The organism is Microbacterium sp. ZKA21, assembly GCF_050434165.1.
Lineage (GTDB): Bacteria > Actinomycetota > Actinomycetes > Actinomycetales > Microbacteriaceae > Microbacterium.
In genome coordinates, this window is the sequence record NZ_JBNPVV010000001.1 from 155,164 (window position 1) to 173,768 (window position 18,605).

Here is an 18,605-nt window from a genome sequence, read left to right on the forward strand (position 1 = left end):
TCGTGAGACCGTGATTCAGACGTCGGCGACCTTGCGGCCCTTGTACTCGAGGAACAGCTCGGTGCCCTGCGAGTCGGTGACGACCTTCGCCTGGTGCGGGCGGCTGTAGACGGTCTGGCCGTTCTCAACGGTCTTGACGAGCGCGATGGGCGCCGCCTTCCACTGCGCGCGACGCGAGCGGGTGTTGGAACGGGAAACCTTGCGCTTCGGGGGGTTACCGGCCATGGCTAACTCTCTTCTGTGTTCTCGGGCGCGCGGTTGTCTTCCGCGCTCCCCTGGTCTGCGATCTGTTGGAGCGCACTCCATCGAGGATCGATGGGAGCGGCAGTCTCTGCCCCGGTGCTCTCGGCCAGTCGTTCACCCGTGATCGGGTCAAGACCCGGGCAATCCGGCTGACACACCGGCTGAAATGGAAGCGACAGAACCGCCGCATCCCTGACCAGAGTTTCAAGATCCACGTGGTCGTCTTGAACCTCGAAGTCAGCTTCTTCCTCACCAGGATACGCGAAAAGCTCCTGGAACTCGACTTCGACAGGCGCAGAGATGTCTGTGAGGCATCGTCCGCACACTCCGACGTACGTTCCGTCCGCCGTTCCGGACACGAGGATGCCCTCGTGAACGGACTCCAGACGCACGTCCAATTCGAGTTCGGAGCCCGCGGGCAGCGAGACGATCCCCTCGCCCCACTGCTCGCGCAGCGTCACGGCGAAGGCATGCTCGCGCATCTCGCCCGGGTGCCGGACGATGTCACGGGCGGGCAGCACGAAGGGGCCGTTCAGTCGGGATCTCACCCTTCGAGTCTACCGGCTCAGATGTCGCGCGCTCCGGTGTCGAGGAACTCGGCGACCGCCGGAGGCACGAAGGGCGAGACGTCGCCGCCGAGCCCTGCCACCTGGCGCACCAGAGAGCTCGACACGAGCGCGTGCGACGGGTCAGGGAGCAGGAACACCGTCTCGATGTCGGCGAGGTGCCGGTTCACGATCGCCATCGGCGTCTCGTAGGCGACATCGATCTGCGACCGGATTCCCTTGACGAGCACCCCTGCTCCGACGTCGCGCGCGTAGTCGACGAGCAGACCCATGCTCCACGCACCGATGATGATGTTCCCCGGCATGCCGTCATCCGCGATCGAACGCTCCAGCAGGCTCAGCCGCTGCGCGATCGGAAGCATCGCCTCCTTGCCCGGGTTGTGCACCACGAGCACGTGCAGTTCGTCGTACAGCTTCGCCGCACGACGGATGACATCCAGATGACCATGGGTCGGCGGGTCGAACGACCCCGGCACGACAGCGATCCGGCTGCTCACATCGGCTCCTTCGATCGCTCAGTACGGCGCATGCCCCCAGCCTATGGCACGGTCGAGGGGTCAGTTCTTCGCGAGCGCCGCGCGATCCTCTGCGCTGACCCGACGTGCGATCGCCGCCTGCAGCCCGGGATGCCCGTCCAGCAGCGGATCCGCGTCCAGAATGTCCTCGGCCAGGCTGCGCGCTCTCGCGATCAGCGCAGTGTCCTTCACCACGCGCAGCAGCTTGAGCGAGGATCGGATGCCGGACTGCGTCGATCCCAGCACGTCGCCCTCGCCGCGCAGCTCGAGATCGACCTCGGCAAGGGCGAAGCCGTCCAGCGTCGCGGCGACCGCCTCGACCCTGTCGCGCGCGAGCGTGCCCTCCTCTGCCTCGGTCACGAGCAGGCAGAGCCCTGGCACGCCGCCGCGGCCGACGCGCCCGCGCAGCTGATGCAACTGGGAGACTCCGAACCGATCGGCGTCGAGGATGATCATGGTCGACGCGTTCGGCACATCGACGCCGACCTCGATCACCGTCGTCGCGACGAGCACGTCGATCTCACCGCGAGCGAACGCCTGCATCACGGCATCCTTCTCGTCCGCCGGCATCCGCCCGTGCAGGACGGCGCGACGGAGCCCGGCGATCCGCGGATGCGTCGCGAGCGCCTCATCGAGCTGCACGACACCCCAGCGGGGACCCGACGACCCCTCCGGCGACGGCGGCTGGTCGCCGACCTCGGCCGTCTTCGCTGCGGTGTCGATCGCCGCGCAGACCACGAAGACCTGACGCCCCTGCGCAACCTCTTCCGCTGCGCGTTCGAAGACCCGGGCGAACCAGCCCGGGTGCTCCGCGAGCGGTGCCACGAAGGTCTCGATACCCGCTCGTCCCGCCGGCATCGTCCGGATGATCGAGGTGTCGAGATCGCCGAAGACGGTCATCGCGACCGTGCGCGGAATCGGAGTCGCTGTCAGCACGAGCGCGTGCGGGCTCGACCCCTTGGCGCGCAGCGCCTCGCGCTGCTCGACGCCGAAACGGTGCTGCTCGTCGACCACGACGAGGCCCAGGTCGGCGAACGTCGTCTTCTCCCCCAGCAGTGCGTGCGTGCCGACGACGATCAGCGCCTGGCCGCTCGCGACACGCAGTGCGGCCCTGCGTCGGTCCGGCGCGGACATCTGGCCGGTCAGCAGCGTCGGCATGACGAGCGGGGCGAGCTCAGGACCCAGCATCTTGGTGATCGACCGCAGATGCTGGCCCGCCAGCACCTCGGTCGGCGCGATCAGGGCCGATTGGCCGCCGGATTCGGCGACCTGCAGCATGGCCCGCAGCGCCACGAGCGTCTTGCCGGATCCGACCTCGCCCTGCACGAGCCGGTTCATCGGCCAATCGCCCACGAGATCGGTCGCCACCTGCGCACCGACCGTCTGCTGATCCGCCGTCAACGCGTACGGCAGCGCCGAGTCGAAACGCTCCAGAAGCCCCCCGGACGCGGCCGGTCGACGAGTCGCGCTCAGCATCCGCACGAAGGCGCGCTGCTGCAGCAGCGCCGTCTGCAGAACGATCGCCTCGTGCATCCGCAACGTGCGCACGGCCGGGTCGATGTCGTTCTTCGTCTCGGGACGATGGATGTGCAGCAGCGCGGTCCGCGCGTCGAGCAGTCCCTCCGCCGCACGGACGTCGGCGGGCACCGGATCGGGGATGTCGGTGAGCTCGGGGAGCACGCGCTCCATGTGCTTCTGCAGAGTCATACTCGCGACGGTCGCCGTCGCCGGGTAGATGGGGATCGGCCGGGTCGAACGGATGTCGGCGCGCTTGCGCGCCTCTAGCTCGTCGTCGAACAGCTCGTAGTCGGGATGCGCGAGCTGCATGGTTTCGCGGTAGAGGCCGACCTTGCCGGAGAAGATGCCACGACGCCCCGGCTCGAGCTGCCCCTTGCGCCAGTCCGCCTGCTGCTTGTTCTTCGCGAAGAACGTCAGATTCACCTGACCGACACCGTCGCTGATGGTCACCTCGACCATCGCACCGGAGCGGTTGCGCATGACGCGGACGCTGGACGAGACGATCTGCGCCACGATCGTCACCATCTCGCCGGGCGGGAGCTCGAGAATCGGGGTGAGCTCTCCCGGGTCGGCGTACCGGCGCGGGTAGTGCGAGACGAGATCGCCTACCGTCACCATGCCGAACGCGCGCTCCAGGGGCTTCGCCGCCTTGTCGCCGAGCGCGAGCGTCAGGGGCGCATCGAGACTCAAGGACATGGCAACGAGTCTAGAAGGGGCCGCGGACGCCGCGTGTCATAGGGTGAACGAGTGACGAGGATCATCGCGGGAGACGCAGGCGGAATGCGCCTCGCAGTCCCCGCCGCGGGGACCAGGCCCACGAGCGATCGCGTGCGCGAATCACTGTTCGGCGCACTGGAGGCCGCCGATGCGATCGACGGCGCCCGTGTGCTCGATCTGTATGCCGGATCCGGCGCCCTCGGTCTCGAAGCGCTCAGTCGCGGCGCCGCATCCGCCGACCTCGTCGAGCTCTCCAAGGCGGCAGCCGGCGTCGTGCGGCGCAACGCCCTGGCGGTGTCGCGCGCGACCGGTCGCGCAGCGCGGGTGCACCATCTCGGGGTCCACGCGTATCTGCTGCGATCGGCAGGTCCGTTCGACCTCGTGTTCTCCGACCCGCCCTACGACCTCGATGACACGGCCATGACCGCGGATCTCGTTGCGCTCGCCCCGCTGCTCTCCGACGACGCGCTCGTCGTCATCGAACGCGCCAAACGCTCCACGCCGCCCGCGCTCCACGCCGCAGGCCTCGAAGAAGTGCGCACCAAGGTTTACGGCGACACCGCCCTGTGGTGGGCTCAGCCGGCCGCGGAATCCCAGTCCCGGTAGGGGTCCCAGCCGGCCGCATCGACCGGTGCGCCATCGCACAGCAGACCTCGGTCGCCGCGCTCGCGGACGGTACCGATCACCCGGAATCCAGGGGCGAGCCGATCCGCAGGGAACGTCGCCAGCAGAGCGTGATCCTCGCCACCGGCGAGTGCGCGCATCGGGTCTGCGCCGAGCGTCTCGCGCCGAAGATCGAGCGTGACCGTCGACGCATCCGCCAGGCGCCCGGCATCCAGAGCGAGCCCGTCCGAGATGTCCATCATCGCGGTCGCGCCCGCGACCGCGGCCACCGGCCCCAGCCCGATCGGCGGTCGGGGGCGCAGCTGTGCGACGACGGCATCCGACTCGCCTTCGGCGAGCAGTGCCCGGTCGGCGGGAATCGGGATGCCGCCGTCCCGGAAGCGCCCGAACAGCACGGCCAGGCCGTGCGCCGCGTGCCCGAGCTCACCGGCCACGGCGACCACGTCGCCCGGCCGAGCGCCCGCCCGCGTCACTGCTGCCCGCCCTTCCAGGTCGCCGAGCGCCGTCACGGCGATCGTGAGCACATCCGAGGTGGTGAGGTCTCCCCCGACGACGGCGCAGCCCGGTGCGAGCGCCTCGCAGGCCTCGCGGAGGCCATCGGCGAGGCGTTCGACGAACGACAGGCGCAGGTCGCGCGGCACGGCCAGCGCGACCAGCAGCGCGGTCGGACGAGCCCCCATCGCCGCGACATCCGCGAGGTTCACGGCCGCGGCCTTCCAGCCCAGGTCGTAGCCGCTCGACCACGCGAGCCGGAAGTCGGGTCCGTGCACGAGCGTGTCGGTCGTGGCGACGACGGATCCGCTCGGCGCCGCGATCACGGCCGCGTCATCGCCCGGGCCGAGCAGCGTGTGGCCGGCCGGGGGTGTCCGCGTCAGGATCGCCCGCAGAATCTGTCCTTCGGACAGCTCGGACAGGCGCGGGTCATCGTCGGCTGATCGGGAGGGCATGCTGACAAAGGTAGCCTGGAAGCATGCGTTCCCGTCTCGCCGTCGCCGCTGTTCTGCTCCTCGGAACCGCACTCCTCGGCGGGTGCGCGCCGACGGTCCATCTGGAACCCGCGGCGGACGCGAACAACCCGCTGTGCGCCGATGTCATCGTCAGTCTGCAGAACACTCAGAACCTCGCCGGGCAGGACCGGCGCTGGACGGATGCGCAGGCTACTGCCGCATGGGGCGAGGAGAGCTCGGCGATCCTGCTGACCTGCGGCCTCGACAAGCCCGCACCGACCGCCGAACTGCAGTGCGTGACGCTGGAGGGCGTCGACTGGCTCGTCGACGCGTCGGAGACGCCGTACGTGCGGCTGACGACCTATGGCCGCGAGCCGGCCGTGCAGATGTACATCGACACCACCGCCGTGAGTTCGAACGACGTGATCAGCAACCGCGGGATCGTGGGTGCGATCACCTCGATCCCGGCGGACGGCCAATGCACTTCCCCTGACCAGCTCCCGGATGACTACGAAGCGGATGCCGGGAGCTGACGCTCCTCAGCCGCGCAGGCCCGCTTCGACCAGTTCCGTGATCAGGTCGCCGTAGCTCAGTCCCGACGCGATCCAGCACTTGGGGAACATCGAGATCGGCGTGAAGCCCGGCATGGTGTTCAGCTCGTTCACGACGAGGTCGCCCTCCGGCGTGAGGAAGAAGTCCACACGCGCCAGGCCCTTTCCGTCGACGGCTTCGAAGGCCCGGATCGCGGTGTCCTGCAGCTGTGCCATCACCGCATCGTCGACGTGCGCCGGACAGACGATCTCGACGCCATCGCCGCCGAGGTACTTCCCCTCGAAGTCGTAGAAGCTGCGCGAGGTGAGCACGACCTCGCCGGGGAGCGATGCCCGTGCACGAGCGCCGTCGCGCCCCGCGAGAACGCCCACCTCGATCTCACGGCCTTCGACCCTCGACTCCACCAAGACCTTGTCGTCCTCGACGAAGGCGAGCTCCAGGGCGGCGTCCAGCCCTTCGCCGTCGTCGACGCGCGACACGCCGACGCTCGACCCAGCACTGGCGGGCTTCACGAACACCACAGGGCCCAGCGCACCGATCTGCGCGCGGACCGCCCCGGGGTCCGCCGCCCACTGGGCGCTGCGGACCGTGATCCCCGGCGACACCGCGATTCCGGCGGCCGTGAGGGCGAGCTTGGTGAAGTGCTTGTCCAGGCACACCGCGGAGTCCAGGATGCCGCACCCGGCGTACGGCACGTCCAGGACGTCGAAGAAGCCCTGGATCGCGCCGTCCTCACCGTGCAGACCGTGCAGCAGCGGCAGCACGACGTCGATCTCACCGAGCGCGGCGACCTCGCCGTCCGCGTGCACGACCCGCAACGTGCGGTCGCCGTTCGGCTCCGGCCAGCGCACGCGGGTGCCGTTGTCGACGACCTCCGGCAGCTTCTCGGCATCCAGAGCGAACTTGGCCGGGTCGTCCTCCTCGAGCACGAATGCGCCCTCGCGCGTGATCCCGACCGGGATCACGTCGAAGCGGTCACGGTCGATCGCGGTCAGCACTCCGCCCGCCGTCGCGGAGCTGATCGAGTGCTCGCTGGAACGCCCGCCGAAGAGCACCGCCACCGTCTGCTTTGCCATGATTGGTCCTCTCCCCCTGGGGGGTGTCGTCGTCGGTCGTCAGGTGCGGCGCGATGTCGCGCGGATTCATGGTGCCGTCGAGCACCATCTTCACCTGCTGAACGATGGGCATGTCCACGTCCGCCTCGTGCGCGAGCTGCAGGATGGGCGCCACGGACGCGAGCCCCTCGGCGGTCTGCTGCATCTGCGCGACCACGTCCTGGAAGCCATAGCCCTGCCCGAGCAGGCGGCCGGCGGTGTTGTTGCGGCTCAGCGGCGACTGGCAGGTGGCGATCAGGTCGCCGAGACCGGCGAGCCCCTGCAGCGTCTCGGGCTGTGCACCGTAGGCCACCGCGAAGTCCGTCATCTCGACGAGGCCGCGGGTGATGATCGATGCTTTGGTGTTCTCCCCGTACCCCACGCCGTCGACGATGCCGATCGCCACCGCGATGAGGTTCTTCAGCACCCCGCCGAACTCGGTGCCGATGACGTCCGTGTTGACGAACGTGCGGAAATACGCGTTGCGCGCCGCACGCGCGACGATCTCGGCGGTCTCCTGGCTGTTCGACGAGATCACCGCTGCGGTGGGCTGCTCACGGGCGATCTCGAGCGCGAGGTTCGGTCCGGATGCCACGGCGATGCGCGCGGTGTCGCATTCCAGCTCGTGCTCGATGACCTGGCTCATCCGCTGGCCCGTGCCGCGCTCGACCCCCTTCATCAGGCTGACGATCGGCGCCGAACTGCCCTCGATGAGCGGCCGCAGCGTCTTCAGGTTTTCGCGCAGCGTCTGGCTGGGCACCGAGAGATAGATCTGATCCGCTCCGTCGAGCGCCTTCGCCAAGTCGTGCGTGGCGTTGATCGTCCTCGGCAGGTTGATGCCGGGGAGGTAGCGCGAGTTGCGCTTGGCCTCGGCGATCTCGAGCGCGAGTTCGGGCCGGCGAGCCCACATGGTGACCGAGGCACCGCCGTCGGCGAGGATCTTCCCGAACGTCGTGCCCCAGCTTCCGGCGCCGACGACGACGACCCGGGGTCCGGCGGCTGCCGGTGTGCGTCTAGGAGTCAAGGCGACCGGTCTCCTTCTGGCCGTGGTCGGTCGGATTCCAGCGCTGCGCCGGAGCCTTCTCATGCCTGACCTGCTCGAGCAGCGCAGTGATCGCGTCCATGAGCCGGCCGGTCGCCTCGTTCAGCGCGGCCTGATCACCGGCCCGCCCCGTCAGATCCGACAGATCGATCGGGTCGCCGATGATCAGCTGCACCGGCTTGCGCGGCGGCCACAGCTTCAAGCCCTTCTGGTAGCGGCCCATGATCTCCTGGGTGCCCCACTGCGCCATCGGGATCAGCGGGATGTCGCCGGCCAGCGCCAGGCGCACGGCCCCGGATTTGCCACGCATCGGCCACAGATCCGGGTCGCGCGTCAGAGTGCCTTCCGGGTAGACGATGACGCCCCGCCCGTGCTCGACGAGATCCTTCGCCTGAGCCATGGTCTGCTTCGCGGCGGCGCCGGACGCGGTGCGAGCCACCGGGATCATGCCGGTCGCTCGCAGCGCAGCGCCCACCACGGGTATGCGGAACAGGCTCTCCTTCGCCATGAAGCGCGGCGCTCGACCGATTCGCCACACGGCCACGGCCACGATCAGCGGATCGAACTCCGAATAGTGATTCGGTGCGAGCACGAAGGCCCCATCCCGCGGCAGCTTCTCCTTGCCGATGAACGTCATCTTCGACAGGTAGGAGACGAACGGGAGGACGATGGCCGCGAGCAGCCACCACAGGCTCGGGCGGGACTTCTCGGGTGACCGGGAGCCCATGTCGCTCACCGGACGACGTCGAAGTCGGCGCCGAGGGCGTCGAGCTTGTCCAGGAACTTCTCGTAGCCGCGGCTGAGGATGTCGACACCCGACACCTGCGACTGCCCCTGGGCGGTGAGCGCGGCGATCACGTGGCTGTAGCCGCCGCGGAGGTCCGGTACGACGATGTCCGCGCCGTGCAACGGCGTGGGCCCCGTGATGACGGCGGCCTGCTCGAGCTCGCGACGGGGGACGCGACGCGGCCCGTTCTGCAGGCCGTGCGGGTGCACGACGATGTCGGCGCCCATCTTCACGAGGGCCTGGGTGAAGCCGAACCGGTTCTCGTAGACGGTCTCGTGCACGATCGAGCGGCCCTCGGCCTGCGTCAGCGCCACGATGAGGGGCTGCTGCCAGTCGGTCATGAAGCCGGGATGCACGTCGGTCTCGACGATGACCGGCTGAAGGTCTCCGCCACGACGGAACAGGATGCCGTCCTCCTGGATGTCGAACCATCCGCCTGCCTTGCGGAAGACGTTGAGGAAAGTCAGCATCTCCTGCTGCTTCGCGCCGCCGACGAAGATCTCGCCGTCGGTCGCGAGGGCTGCGGATGCCCAGGAGGCTGCCTCATTGCGGTCGAAGATCGAGCGGTGGTCGTAGCCGCGCAGCGTCTCGACGCCCTCGATGAGGATGACGCGGTTCGGCTCATAGGAGATGATCGCGCCCATCTTCTGCAGCACGGCGATCAGATCCATGATCTCCGGCTCGATGGCCGCGTTGCGCAGCTCGGTCGTTCCCTCGGCGCGCACCGCGGTGAGCAGCACCTGCTCGGTCGCGCCGACGCTCGGGTACGGCAGGTGGATGCTCGCCCCGTGCAGGCGCTGCGGTGCCGACAGGCGGATGCCGCTGGGAAGCTTCTCGACCACGGCGCCGAACTTGCGCAGTGCGTCGAGGTGGAAGTCGATCGGACGGTCGCCGATGCGGCATCCGCCGAGGTCGGGGATGAACGCCTGACCGAGCCGGTGCAGCAGTGGCCCGCAGAACAGGATCGGGATCCGCGACGCGCCGGCGTGCGCGTCGATCTCCTCCATGTGGGCGGATTCGACACCGCTGGGGTCGAAGATGAGCGAGCCGGGCTCGTCGCCCTCCTCGACACGGACGCCGTGGACCTCAAGCAGCGAACGCACCACGGCGACGTCGCTGAGGTCGGGGACGTCGCGCAGCGTGCTGGCCGTCTCGCCGAGCAACGTGGCGACCATCGCCTTCGTGGCGAGGTTCTTCGCGCCCTTCACATCGACGCGTCCCCGGAGCGGTTGTCCTCCGCGGATGGCGATGACATCTCCGCTCAGCGCGGGAAGGCCGTCCTGGAGTACGTCGCGCAGGGGTGTCGTCATTCGGGGCCTCACTTCATTTCCACGGATCACGGCACGCGCCGCTGGGGCGGACGCCCCGAGCTCACGGTCCCCGTTCAGAGAGCGGGGATGGTCCGTGGCCGCCACGATTCGCGACGGGCCTCGAACTGCGCGATCTTGTCTTCGTTGCGCAGCGTGAGCCCGATGTCATCGAGCCCTTCGAGGAGCCGCCATCTAGTGTAATCGTCCACACCGATGCTGGCCTGGAAGTCACCGATCGTGGCGGTGCGCGCCTCGAGGTCGACCGTGATGGCGCGTCCGGGCTCCTCTTCGATCAGCGCCCAGATCCTCTCGAGGTCCTCCTCCGAGATGGTGGCGGCGAGCAGGCCCTGCTTGCCCGAATTGCCGCGGAAGATGTCCGCGAAACGCGGGCTCAGCACGACGCTGAAGCCGAAGTCCCGCAGCGCCCAGACGGCGTGTTCACGACTGGATCCGGTACCGAAATCAGACCCGGCGACCAGCACGGATGCCCCCTGGAACGCCTCCTGGTTGAGCACGAACGCCGGGTCCTGGCGCCAGGCGTGGAACAGCGCGTCATCGAAACCTGTTTTCGTGACACGCTTCAGGAACACCGCAGGGATGATCTGGTCCGTGTCGACGTTCGAGCGCTTCAGAGGAGCGGCGATGCCGGTGTGGGTGGTGAACTTCTCCATGGCTCAGACTCCTGCCATCTCTTCGATCGGCGCCAGATCGCTCGGGCTGGACAGCGTGCCGCGGACAGCCGTGGCCGCCGCGACGAGCGGGGACACGAGATGGGTCCGTCCGCCCTTTCCCTGCCGCCCTTCGAAATTGCGGTTCGATGTCGAGGCGCAGCGCTCCCCCGGTGCCAGCTGGTCGGGGTTCATGCCCAGGCACATCGAGCAGCCGGCGAAGCGCCACTCGGCACCGAAGTCGATGAAGACCTTGTCCAGGCCCTCGGCCTCGGCCTCGAGCCGCACGCGCGCGGAACCGGGGACGACCATGACGCGCACGCCGTCGGCCTTCGTGCGCCCCTTCACGATCGAAGCGAAGGCGCGCAGGTCCTCGATGCGGCTGTTGGTGCAGGACCCCATGAAGACGGCATCCACCGGCACGTCCTTGAGAGGCGTACCTGGGGTGAGCGCCATGTACTCCAGCGCCCGCTCGGCCGCGGCGCGCTCGTTCGGGTCGGCGATGTCGGTCGGGTCCGGAACGGATGCCGAGAGCGAACTGCCCTGGCCGGGATTCGTGCCCCAGGTGACGAACGGCTCGAGCTCGTTCGCGTCGACGAACACCTCGGCGTCGTAGACGGCGCCCTCATCGGTGGGCAGGGTCCGCCAATAGGAGACGGCATCCTCCCAGTCCTGGCCCTGCGGGGCGTGCGGCTTGTCCTTGACGTAGGCGAAGGTGGTGTCATCCGGCGCAACCATGCCGGCGCGCGCTCCCGCCTCGATCGACATGTTGCAGATCGTCATGCGCCCCTCCATGGAGAGGGCGCGGATCGCGCTGCCGCGGAACTCCAGGACGTAGCCCTGACCGCCGCCGGTGCCGATCTTCGCGATCACCGCGAGGATGATGTCCTTGGCGCTCACGCCCGGTTTCAGCTCTCCTTCGACCGTGATGGCCATGGTCTTGAACGGCTTGAGCGGCAGGGTCTGCGTCGCCATGACGTGCTCTACCTCGCTGGTGCCGATGCCGAAGGCCATCGCGCCGAACGCGCCGTGCGTCGAGGTGTGCGAATCGCCGCACACGACGGTGATGCCCGGCATCGTGAGGCCCAGCTGCGGTCCGACGACGTGCACGATGCCCTGCTCGGCGTCGCCGAGCGAGTGCAGGCGCACGCCGAACTCCTCGGCATTGCGGCGCAGCGTCTCGATCTGAGTGCGGCTGGTGAGGTCGGCGATCGGCTTGTCGATCTCGAGCGTCGGGGTGTTGTGGTCCTCGGTCGCGATCGTCAGGTCGAGCCGTCGAAGCGGTCGCCCCTCGGCCCGCAGTCCGTCGAAGGCCTGGGGGCTCGTGACCTCGTGGACCAGGTGCAGGTCGATGTAGATGAGGTCCGGTTCGCCGTTCTCGCCCTTGACGACGAGGTGGTCATCCCAGACCTTCTCGGCGAGCGTGCGCGGGCGGGCGGGAATGTCTGAAGCGTCGATGGTCATGCGTCTTTCGTCTCCGGGATTCGCAGGGCGGCCCACGCTGGACTCCGCGACGAGAAAGGCCTAGATCGAGGTCTCGTCGCGGCTGCTAAGAAGGAGCACCACCTGCCGCATGCGGTCAGTTTACACCGCTGCGACAGGTGGCACGGCCCTGTGACGCCCGGTCAGTGCGTCGGAGGCTCGGGGTGCAGTTCCTCCGGGGCGCGGCGCTTCTCATTCGCGGAGGCGATGAGGCTCGCGATCGTGGCCGCACCCATCGAGACGAGGATGACGGTGAGGGACAGCCAGATCGGGATGTCCGGTGCCCATTCGATGTGCTCGCCGCCGTTGATGAACGGCAGCTCGTTGACGTGCATGGCGTGCAGGATGAGCTTGATGCCGATGAAGCCGAGGATGACGGCGATGCCGTAGTGCAGGTAGCGCAGCCGGTCCAGCAGGTCGCCGAGCAGGAAGTACAGCTGGCGCAGTCCCATCAGCGCGAAGATGTTGGCGGTGAACACCAGGAAGCTGTTGTGCGTGATGCTGAAGATCGCGGGGATCGAGTCGATCGCGAACATCAGGTCGGTGACGCCGATCGCGACGAAGACGATGATCATCGGCGTCCACATCCGCTTGCCGTCGACGACCGTGCGGAGCTTGCCCTGGTCGTACTCGTCGCTGATGTCGATGCGCCGACGCAGCAGTCGCACGATGAAGTTCTCGCGCTTGGCCTCACCCTCGTGGTCACCCTCCGGCATCGCCTGGCGGATCGCCGTCCAGATGAGGAACGCCCCGAAGATGTAGAAGATCGGCGAGAAGTTCTCGATGATCGCGACGCCGAGGAGGATGAAGATGCCCCGGAGCACGAGCGCGATGATGATGCCCACCATCAGCACCTGCTGCTGCAGGCGGCGCGGCACCGAGAACTGCGCCATGATCAGCACGAACACGAAGAGGTTGTCGATGGAGAGGCTGTATTCCAGGGCCCATCCGGTGAGGAACTCACCCGCGAACTGACCGCCGGCGATGAAGTAGAGCAGGACGGCGAAGATGAGCGCCAGACCGACGTAGAAGGCCACCCACAGGGACGACTCCTTCGTCGACGGGATGTGCGGTCGCAGCCGCACGAGCAGAAGGTCTCCGATGAGGATGAGAGTCAGGACCACCAGGGAGGTGACCTCGAACCAGACGGGGATGTTCAAGGGCGCACAGCACCTTTCGAGAGGGTAGGGAAACGGACCGAAAGTCTCTCCCTCGCACAGTGTGCGCCGCACCCCCGGAGCAACGCTGTCGGTGCTCGTGATGACGAAGGCGCGAAGACGGGATACTCCCTCTCGCAGGTATCCATGCTAGCGGAGGTTCGGCTCGTCAGCCGGACATGATGGAATAGTCGCCGTGACCTCTCAGATCGACACCTCCGCCGACCCGCTCGAGACGACCCCGCGCAACGGCTGGGCCAGGGCCATCGCGTCGCTCATCTTCGTGAGCCGCTGGCTGCAGGCTCCGCTGTACCTGGGTCTGATCGTCGCCCAGGTGGTGTACGTCGTGGTCTTCATGGTCGAGCTGTGGCACTTGATCGCCGAGGATGTGTTCGGGAACATCACGCACATCAACGAGGCGACGATCATGCTGAGTGTTCTCGGTCTGATCGACGTCGTGATGATCGCGAATCTGCTCATCATGGTGATCATCGGCGGCTATGAGACCTTCGTGTCCCGGATCAACACCGACGGGCACCCCGACCAGCCCGAATGGCTGTCGCACGTCAACGCGAACGTCCTCAAGGTCAAGCTCGCGATGGCGATCATCGGCATCTCCTCGATCCATCTGCTCAAGACCTTCATCGCCGTGGGGAACATGGACGCGGACGGCGTGAAGGAGAGCGAGGTGGACGGGCTCGGCAATTACACCCCGACCGGGGTGCTCTGGCAGGTCGTCATCCACTGCGTGTTCATCGTCTCGGCGCTCGCCCTCGCGTGGATCGACCGGATGTCCCAGCAGACCGCGATCGCGGCGCATCACGAGGCCACTCACTGACCTCGCGCCGATTCTGAGACGATGAGGCATCCTCCGACACTTCCGAGGTGAGAGACACCGAACGGAGCAGGATGCCTGAGCGATCGGAAGACCAGGAATGGGCGGCCAAGGCCGCGGCGGGTGACGAGAGCGCCTTCCGCGCGATCTATCGCGCGCACGTCCGCCCGGTCTACTGGATCGCCCACGGAATCCTCGGATCGGTCGTGGATGCCGAGGACGTGACGCAGGAGACGTTCGTCGTCGCCTGGCGGAAACTGCCGAAGCTCGAGCTCGTGGGAGATTCGATCCTGCCCTGGCTGGCGACGATCTGCCGGTTCCAGGCGGCCAACCGCCTGCGCCGCCGGATCCGAGATCGCGAGCACACCACCGAGGCCCCGGACGAATCGATCGTCGACACCGTGAATGTGGAGGATCAGGTCATCTCGGCGGAGCTCGCCGAGCGCATCGCCGCCGAGATCGGCACGATGAGCGACCTCGACCGCGAGATCTTCCGGCTGTGCGCGACCGAGGGGTACGCGTATCAGGCGGCCGCCGACGAGCTCGGCGTCAGCCACGCGGTCGTCCGCAATCGTCTCTCCCGAGTGCGCACGCAGCTGCGTGGCGCCGTCCAGGAAGTGAGAGACGCATGAACCAGCAGAGCACCGCTCTTCCCGAGCTGTCCGACGAGGCCGTGGCCCGCATCGAGGATGCTGTGTTCGACCGGATCGCGGACGAACCTGTGAGGGTCGCCCCGGCATCCGCACGGTCGCGGCAGCGGCGTCGTCGCTGGCTGACCGGCGCGGGGATCGCCGCAGCCTTCGCGCTCGGCATCCTGATCACTCCCCCGATCATGAACGCGGTGACGCCTGTGACTTCGACCGCCGACAGGGGATCGGAAATGAGCACGTCCGGGGGTTCCGCTGCCGAGGTGGCGCCGGAGTCTGCGCCGATGGAACAGCAGAGCGCCACGCAGTCCGACGTCGGGACCGTCGACACGGAGCTCCAGACGAGCGCGGACGCGGCCGTGGACCGCGAGATCATCGCCTCGGCATCCGCGACGGTCGAGGTCGCCGACGTTCCGGCATCCGTCAGCGCGATCGGCGACATCGCCGAGGAGCACGGCGGATATGTCGAGAGCACGAGCGTCTCGAAGGCATCCGCATCCGGCAGCACCGACGAGACAGCGGGGACCGATGTCTCCCTGCCGATGCCCCCCGGCGACGGGTACGGGTGGGTCGGCATCCGGGTGCCGTCTGCCGATCTCACCGCCGTGATCGCTCAGCTCGGCGACGTCGGCGCGGTGCAGTCCTCCTCCCTGACGAAGCAGGATGTGACCTCGACCGCGATCGATCTGCGAGCCCGCGTCGAGACCCTGGAAGCCTCGGTGACGCGCCTGACCGACCTGATGGCACAGTCGGCATCCGTGACCGAACTGATCGAGGCGGAGGTCGCCCTGACGAACAGGCAGGCCGAACTGGAGTCGTACCAGCAGCAGCTCGCAGCCCTCGAGGATCAGGTCGCGATGTCCTCCCTGCAGGTGGAGCTCGTTCCCGAGGCGACGACGACGAAAGCCGATCCCGCCGGCTTCTCGGACGGCCTGCTGGCCGGCTGGAACGGCCTGATCGTGTCGATCAACGCACTCGTCGTCTCGCTCGGATTCCTGCTCCCCTGGATCGCCCTGGCCGCGGTCGTGCTGGTGATCATCTGGTTGATCCGCCGGGCACGTCGGCGGGGGCGAGCAGCCCAAGAACACTGATTTTCCGCGGTATACAAGAAGTCTTGTGAGAATACGAGGTCACGCATAGCGTTGTCTGCGTGGAAGAGATCACTGTCATCACTGCCGTGCACCACCCGCTGCGCCGGCGCATCATCGACTACCTTCAGCTGCACGAGGCGACACAGGTCGGCACGCTGGCACGCGCCCTGGGTGCCCAGGTCGGCAGCATCAGCCACCACCTGCGGATGCTGCAGAAGGCCGGCATCGTCGAGCAGGCCGACGACCCGCACGGGGACAAGCGGACCAGTTGGTGGCAGCTCTCCCGCCGCACGATCACCTGGTCCGAATCCGACTTCGAGTCGCCGGCCGACGCGCTGCTGGCCCGCGAAGCGCAGCGCGCCAACGTTCGCCATCAATTGGAACTGCTGCAGCGCTGGCACCGTGTCTCGCGCGACAGCGACATCGAGGGCTTCGCGACCGACAGCCTGAACTGGGCGACGCCCGCCGAGCTGCGCGATCTCGGTCGGCGTCTGACCACGATGCTGGACGACTGGCGCGCGGCGATCGATCTGCAGGACGGTCAGGAGCGCCTGCCGGTGTTCTTCTTCGCCCACGGCTTCCCGACGGAGGTGTGAGATGACCACGACGGAACCGCGGCTGCTGCGGCAGCCTCCGGCTTTCGCCCGCGACCGGATGGTGCAGACCTGGCTGGTCGTGAAGGCGCTCTCGGACGCCGGGGACGCGATCTTCACGATCGCCTTCGCATGGACGGCCGTGCAGATCGCCTCGCCGGCCGTCGCAGGGCTGGTGATCGCGGCCGGGACGGTGCCGCGCGCCGTCGTCCTACTCATCGGCGGCGCCTATGCGGATCGGGGCAACGCCCGGCGCCTGATGGTGATCTTCAACGCGCTGCGGATCGTCGTGCTCGTCGCGGTCGCGATCTGGTGCCTGGCGACGCCGCCCACCGTGGCGCTGCTGCTGATCGCGAGCGTCGCCTTCGGGTTGTGCGATGCGTTCTTCGAGCCGGCCGCGGGCACGATGCCGCGGCAGCTCGTCGCGCCGGCGGACCTCCCGGCATACTCTGCGCTCAGCCAGACGCTGTCACGTCTGGGCACCATGGCCGGTTCGGCGGCGGGCGGATTCCTCGTGGCGATGTTCGGCATCACGGGCAGCGCCGCGATCAATACGCTGACGTACACGATCGTCATCGTCTTCATCGTGCTGTGGATGCGTCCGCGCTTCGCACTGCCACGGGCATCGACCGAGCAGAGCGTGCTGCGGGGCGTCGCGGACGGCTTCCGCCATCTGCGCACCGAACGCGCGACGCGGACCCTGGTCATAGCGCTCTCCGGACTGAACCTGGCTGTCGGGCCCGCGATCGCCATCGGCATCCCGTTGCAGGCGACCGCGTACGGCTGGGGGGCCGGCGCTGTCGGCATCTTCGAGGCGCTGGTCGGCGGAGGCGCGATGATCGGAGCTCTCGCCGTCGTGAAATGGCGTCCGCGGCACGAAGCGCGCGGCGCCTTCATGGCGCTCATCGTGCAGGGCGCGGGCATCGTCGCCCTGGGAATCGGCTCGCCTGTCGTCGTCGGGGCCGGCGCTCTGGTGATCGGCCTCACGGCTGGTTTCGCGTCCGCGCTGCTCAGCGCGACATTCGCGGCGACCGCGGCTCCCGACTTCCTCGGTCGGCTCGGATCGATCCTCCGATTGGGAGACGACTGCCTGATGCCGGCGGCCATGGCCGCGTTCGGGGCGCTGGCCGGCATCCTGCCGCTGTGGACGCCGTTCGCGTTGTACGGCGGCGTGATGGCCCTGCTGATGATCGTGCCGCTGAGCAATCCGGCTTTTCGGAAGATGACGCTGCGCGCGCCGGAGCCAGACGACGGCGCCCCGGCGATGCCCTGACGTCGCGGCGCCTCGCGAGCGGGGACACCGCGGATACGCGAAAACCCCCGGCGAAGAGCCGGGGGTTTTTGGTGTTGTGTGACCCCAGCGGGATTCGAACCCGCGTTACCGCCGTGAGAGGGCGGCGTACTAGGCCGCTATACGATGGGGCCGTCTTGCGGAGCGTTTCCGTCCCGCGACAACCGTTCAAGTATGCCACGGCATTTCTCGCTCCGCCAAATCGAGGCCGGAGCGACGGGGATCTCGGGCGTGGCGCAGCGAAACCGGGTTTGCCGGGGAAGCCCGGACGGAGTTGACTCGTCCCATGCGCGTCACGAAGTTCGAACATGCCACCCTCCGCATCGACGAGAGCGGCGACACCCTCATCATCGACCCCGGGTCGTTCACGCTGCCGATGCAGGATCTCACCGGCGTCGTCGCCGTGGTCATCACGCACGAGCACCCGGACCACTGGACGCCGGAGCGTCTCGACGAGATCCTGCTCAACGCCCCGGGCATTCCGGTGTTCGCGCCGGCCGGCGTCGCCGCCGCGGCGACCGGCCATGAGATCACCGTCGTCTCCCCCGGCGACACTGTCACGGCCGGCGCATTCACGCTGCGGTTCTTCGGCGGCGAGCACGCCGTCATCCACGCATCCCTGCCCTTGGTCCAGAATCTCGGTGTCCTCGTGAACGACGAGCTGTACTACCCGGGTGATTCCTACGCTGTTCCCGAGGGCGTCGCCGTGAGCACGCTGGCGGCGCCCCTCGGCGCCCCATGGCTGAAGATCGGCGAGGCGATGGACTACGTCCTCGCGGTGAAGCCCCGACGCGCGTTCGGCGTCCATGACATGACGCTGTCGGTGATCGGCAAGAACATGCACCGCCAGCGCCTGCAGTGGGCCACGGAGCAGGACGGCGGAGAGTTCTTCGTCCTCGAGCCCGGCGAATCGCTCGATCTCTGAC

General features: G+C 68.1%; 20 protein-coding genes and 1 tRNA gene. 8 read left to right on the forward strand and 13 right to left on the reverse strand.

All coding sequences use genetic code 11. The features are described from left to right. Window positions 1-15: 15 nt before the first annotated feature. The 4 genes from rpmF to M2317_RS00860 all read right to left on the reverse strand — a co-directional run bounded on the left by rpmF (window position 16) and on the right by M2317_RS00860 (window position 3,538). Window positions 16-225 (reverse strand): 50S ribosomal protein L32, encoded by a 210-nt coding sequence (gene rpmF, locus M2317_RS00845; RefSeq protein ID WP_429456420.1) that lies wholly within the window; start codon window positions 223-225, stop codon window positions 16-18. A gap of 2 nt (window positions 226-227) precedes the next feature. Beyond that, complete coding sequence (locus M2317_RS00850; RefSeq protein WP_429457625.1) at window positions 228-725, reverse strand: YceD family protein; 498 nt, start codon at window positions 723-725, stop codon at window positions 228-230. An 83-nt stretch (window positions 726-808) separates the two neighbouring features. Then, window positions 809-1,306: a pantetheine-phosphate adenylyltransferase gene (coaD, locus tag M2317_RS00855; protein WP_429456422.1), complete on the reverse strand. Its 498-nt coding sequence runs from the start codon at window positions 1,304-1,306 to the stop codon at window positions 809-811. A 60-nt stretch (window positions 1,307-1,366) separates the two neighbouring features. After that, complete coding sequence (locus M2317_RS00860) at window positions 1,367-3,538, reverse strand: ATP-dependent DNA helicase RecG (RefSeq protein ID WP_429456424.1); 2,172 nt, start codon at window positions 3,536-3,538, stop codon at window positions 1,367-1,369. Between the two features lie 51 nt (window positions 3,539-3,589). Here M2317_RS00860 and rsmD point away from each other — a divergent pair, with 51 nt between their 5' ends. Beyond that, window positions 3,590-4,165 carry a 16S rRNA (guanine(966)-N(2))-methyltransferase RsmD gene (rsmD, locus tag M2317_RS00865; RefSeq protein ID WP_429456425.1) on the forward strand — a complete coding sequence of 192 codons (576 nt, stop codon included), beginning with the start codon at window positions 3,590-3,592 and terminating at the stop codon, window positions 4,163-4,165. Here rsmD and thiL read toward each other — a convergent pair. Further along, window positions 4,135-5,130: a thiamine-phosphate kinase gene (thiL, locus tag M2317_RS00870; RefSeq protein WP_429456427.1), complete on the reverse strand. Its 996-nt coding sequence runs from the start codon at window positions 5,128-5,130 to the stop codon at window positions 4,135-4,137. The two genes, rsmD and thiL, sit on opposite strands and share 31 nt — an antisense overlap. 23 nt (window positions 5,131-5,153) lie before the next feature. Between thiL and M2317_RS00875 the strand changes: the two genes are divergently transcribed. Then, window positions 5,154-5,663: a DUF3515 family protein gene (locus M2317_RS00875; RefSeq protein ID WP_429456429.1), complete on the forward strand. Its 510-nt coding sequence runs from the start codon at window positions 5,154-5,156 to the stop codon at window positions 5,661-5,663. Window positions 5,664-5,669: 6 nt separating this feature from the next. Here the strand turns inward: M2317_RS00875 and M2317_RS00880 are convergent, their stop codons facing one another. The 7 genes from M2317_RS00880 to M2317_RS00910 form a co-directional block, all read right to left on the reverse strand. Continuing rightward, window positions 5,670-6,758 carry a D-alanine--D-alanine ligase family protein gene (locus M2317_RS00880; protein ID WP_429456430.1) on the reverse strand — a complete coding sequence of 363 codons (1,089 nt, stop codon included), beginning with the start codon at window positions 6,756-6,758 and terminating at the stop codon, window positions 5,670-5,672. Continuing rightward, window positions 6,658-7,800 carry an NAD(P)H-dependent glycerol-3-phosphate dehydrogenase gene (locus M2317_RS00885; RefSeq protein ID WP_429456432.1) on the reverse strand — a complete coding sequence of 381 codons (1,143 nt, stop codon included), beginning with the start codon at window positions 7,798-7,800 and terminating at the stop codon, window positions 6,658-6,660. Before M2317_RS00885 ends, M2317_RS00880 begins: the two co-directional genes overlap by 101 nt. Next, window positions 7,790-8,545, reverse strand: a complete 756-nt coding sequence (locus M2317_RS00890; protein WP_429456433.1) for a lysophospholipid acyltransferase family protein — start codon at window positions 8,543-8,545, stop codon at window positions 7,790-7,792. The genes M2317_RS00885 and M2317_RS00890 overlap by 11 nt, the downstream gene beginning before the upstream one ends. 5 nt (window positions 8,546-8,550) lie before the next feature. Further along, window positions 8,551-9,915 (reverse strand): UDP-N-acetylglucosamine 1-carboxyvinyltransferase, encoded by a 1,365-nt coding sequence (gene murA / locus M2317_RS00895; RefSeq protein WP_429456435.1) that lies wholly within the window; start codon window positions 9,913-9,915, stop codon window positions 8,551-8,553. Window positions 9,916-9,989: 74 nt separating this feature from the next. Further along, window positions 9,990-10,586: a 3-isopropylmalate dehydratase small subunit gene (gene leuD, locus M2317_RS00900; RefSeq protein ID WP_429456437.1), complete on the reverse strand. Its 597-nt coding sequence runs from the start codon at window positions 10,584-10,586 to the stop codon at window positions 9,990-9,992. 3 nt (window positions 10,587-10,589) lie between these two features. Continuing rightward, window positions 10,590-12,047 carry a 3-isopropylmalate dehydratase large subunit gene (leuC, locus tag M2317_RS00905; RefSeq protein ID WP_429456438.1) on the reverse strand — a complete coding sequence of 486 codons (1,458 nt, stop codon included), beginning with the start codon at window positions 12,045-12,047 and terminating at the stop codon, window positions 10,590-10,592. Window positions 12,048-12,208: 161 nt separating this feature from the next. Further along, window positions 12,209-13,225: a TerC family protein gene (locus tag M2317_RS00910; protein WP_429456440.1), complete on the reverse strand. Its 1,017-nt coding sequence runs from the start codon at window positions 13,223-13,225 to the stop codon at window positions 12,209-12,211. Window positions 13,226-13,418: 193 nt separating this feature from the next. Between M2317_RS00910 and M2317_RS00915 the strand changes: the two genes are divergently transcribed. The 5 genes from M2317_RS00915 (at window position 13,419) to M2317_RS00935 (ending at window position 17,661) form a co-directional block, all read left to right on the forward strand. Further along, window positions 13,419-14,060: a TIGR00645 family protein gene (locus M2317_RS00915; protein WP_429456442.1), complete on the forward strand. Its 642-nt coding sequence runs from the start codon at window positions 13,419-13,421 to the stop codon at window positions 14,058-14,060. Window positions 14,061-14,131: 71 nt separating this feature from the next. Next, window positions 14,132-14,689, forward strand: coding sequence for an RNA polymerase sigma factor (locus M2317_RS00920; RefSeq protein ID WP_429456444.1), 558 nt, complete (start codon window positions 14,132-14,134; stop codon window positions 14,687-14,689). Next, window positions 14,686-15,795 carry a DUF4349 domain-containing protein gene (locus M2317_RS00925; protein ID WP_429456446.1) on the forward strand — a complete coding sequence of 370 codons (1,110 nt, stop codon included), beginning with the start codon at window positions 14,686-14,688 and terminating at the stop codon, window positions 15,793-15,795. Before M2317_RS00920 ends, M2317_RS00925 begins: the two co-directional genes overlap by 4 nt. A gap of 59 nt (window positions 15,796-15,854) precedes the next feature. Beyond that, on the forward strand, window positions 15,855-16,391 hold the full coding sequence (locus M2317_RS00930; protein WP_429456448.1) for an ArsR/SmtB family transcription factor: 537 nt from the start codon (window positions 15,855-15,857) through the stop codon (window positions 16,389-16,391). Window position 16,392: 1 nt separating this feature from the next. Next, window positions 16,393-17,661, forward strand: coding sequence for an MFS transporter (locus M2317_RS00935; protein ID WP_429456450.1), 1,269 nt, complete (start codon window positions 16,393-16,395; stop codon window positions 17,659-17,661). Between the two features lie 79 nt (window positions 17,662-17,740). Here the strand turns inward: M2317_RS00935 and M2317_RS00940 are convergent. Further along, window positions 17,741-17,813: transfer RNA gene (locus M2317_RS00940), tRNA-Glu, on the reverse strand. Window positions 17,814-17,965: 152 nt separating this feature from the next. On the opposite strand from M2317_RS00940, the gene M2317_RS00945 reads away from it, so the two are divergent. Further along, window positions 17,966-18,604, forward strand: coding sequence for an MBL fold metallo-hydrolase (locus M2317_RS00945; protein ID WP_429456452.1), 639 nt, complete (start codon window positions 17,966-17,968; stop codon window positions 18,602-18,604). Window position 18,605: the final 1 nt, after the last annotated feature.

Coding starts and splice junctions, on each gene's coding strand:
- M2317_RS00890 (WP_429456433.1), bottom strand. CDS start 8,545: ATGGGCTCCCGGTCACCCGAGAAGTCCCGCCCGAGCCTGTGGTGGCTG.
- rpmF (WP_429456420.1), bottom strand. CDS start 225: ATGGCCGGTAACCCCCCGAAGCGCAAGGTTTCCCGTTCCAACACCCGC.
- M2317_RS00925 (WP_429456446.1), top strand. CDS start 14,686: ATGAACCAGCAGAGCACCGCTCTTCCCGAGCTGTCCGACGAGGCCGTG.
- M2317_RS00920 (WP_429456444.1), top strand. CDS start 14,132: ATGCCTGAGCGATCGGAAGACCAGGAATGGGCGGCCAAGGCCGCGGCG.
- leuC (WP_429456438.1), bottom strand. CDS start 12,047: ATGACCATCGACGCTTCAGACATTCCCGCCCGCCCGCGCACGCTCGCC.
- M2317_RS00860 (WP_429456424.1), bottom strand. CDS start 3,538: ATGTCCTTGAGTCTCGATGCGCCCCTGACGCTCGCGCTCGGCGACAAG.
- M2317_RS00935 (WP_429456450.1), top strand. CDS start 16,393: ATGACCACGACGGAACCGCGGCTGCTGCGGCAGCCTCCGGCTTTCGCC.
- M2317_RS00880 (WP_429456430.1), bottom strand. CDS start 6,758: ATGGCAAAGCAGACGGTGGCGGTGCTCTTCGGCGGGCGTTCCAGCGAG.
- M2317_RS00945 (WP_429456452.1), top strand. CDS start 17,966: ATGCGCGTCACGAAGTTCGAACATGCCACCCTCCGCATCGACGAGAGC.
- murA (WP_429456435.1), bottom strand. CDS start 9,915: ATGACGACACCCCTGCGCGACGTACTCCAGGACGGCCTTCCCGCGCTG.
- M2317_RS00875 (WP_429456429.1), top strand. CDS start 5,154: ATGCGTTCCCGTCTCGCCGTCGCCGCTGTTCTGCTCCTCGGAACCGCA.
- M2317_RS00850 (WP_429457625.1), bottom strand. CDS start 725: ATGCGCGAGCATGCCTTCGCCGTGACGCTGCGCGAGCAGTGGGGCGAG.
- leuD (WP_429456437.1), bottom strand. CDS start 10,586: ATGGAGAAGTTCACCACCCACACCGGCATCGCCGCTCCTCTGAAGCGC.
- thiL (WP_429456427.1), bottom strand. CDS start 5,130: ATGCCCTCCCGATCAGCCGACGATGACCCGCGCCTGTCCGAGCTGTCC.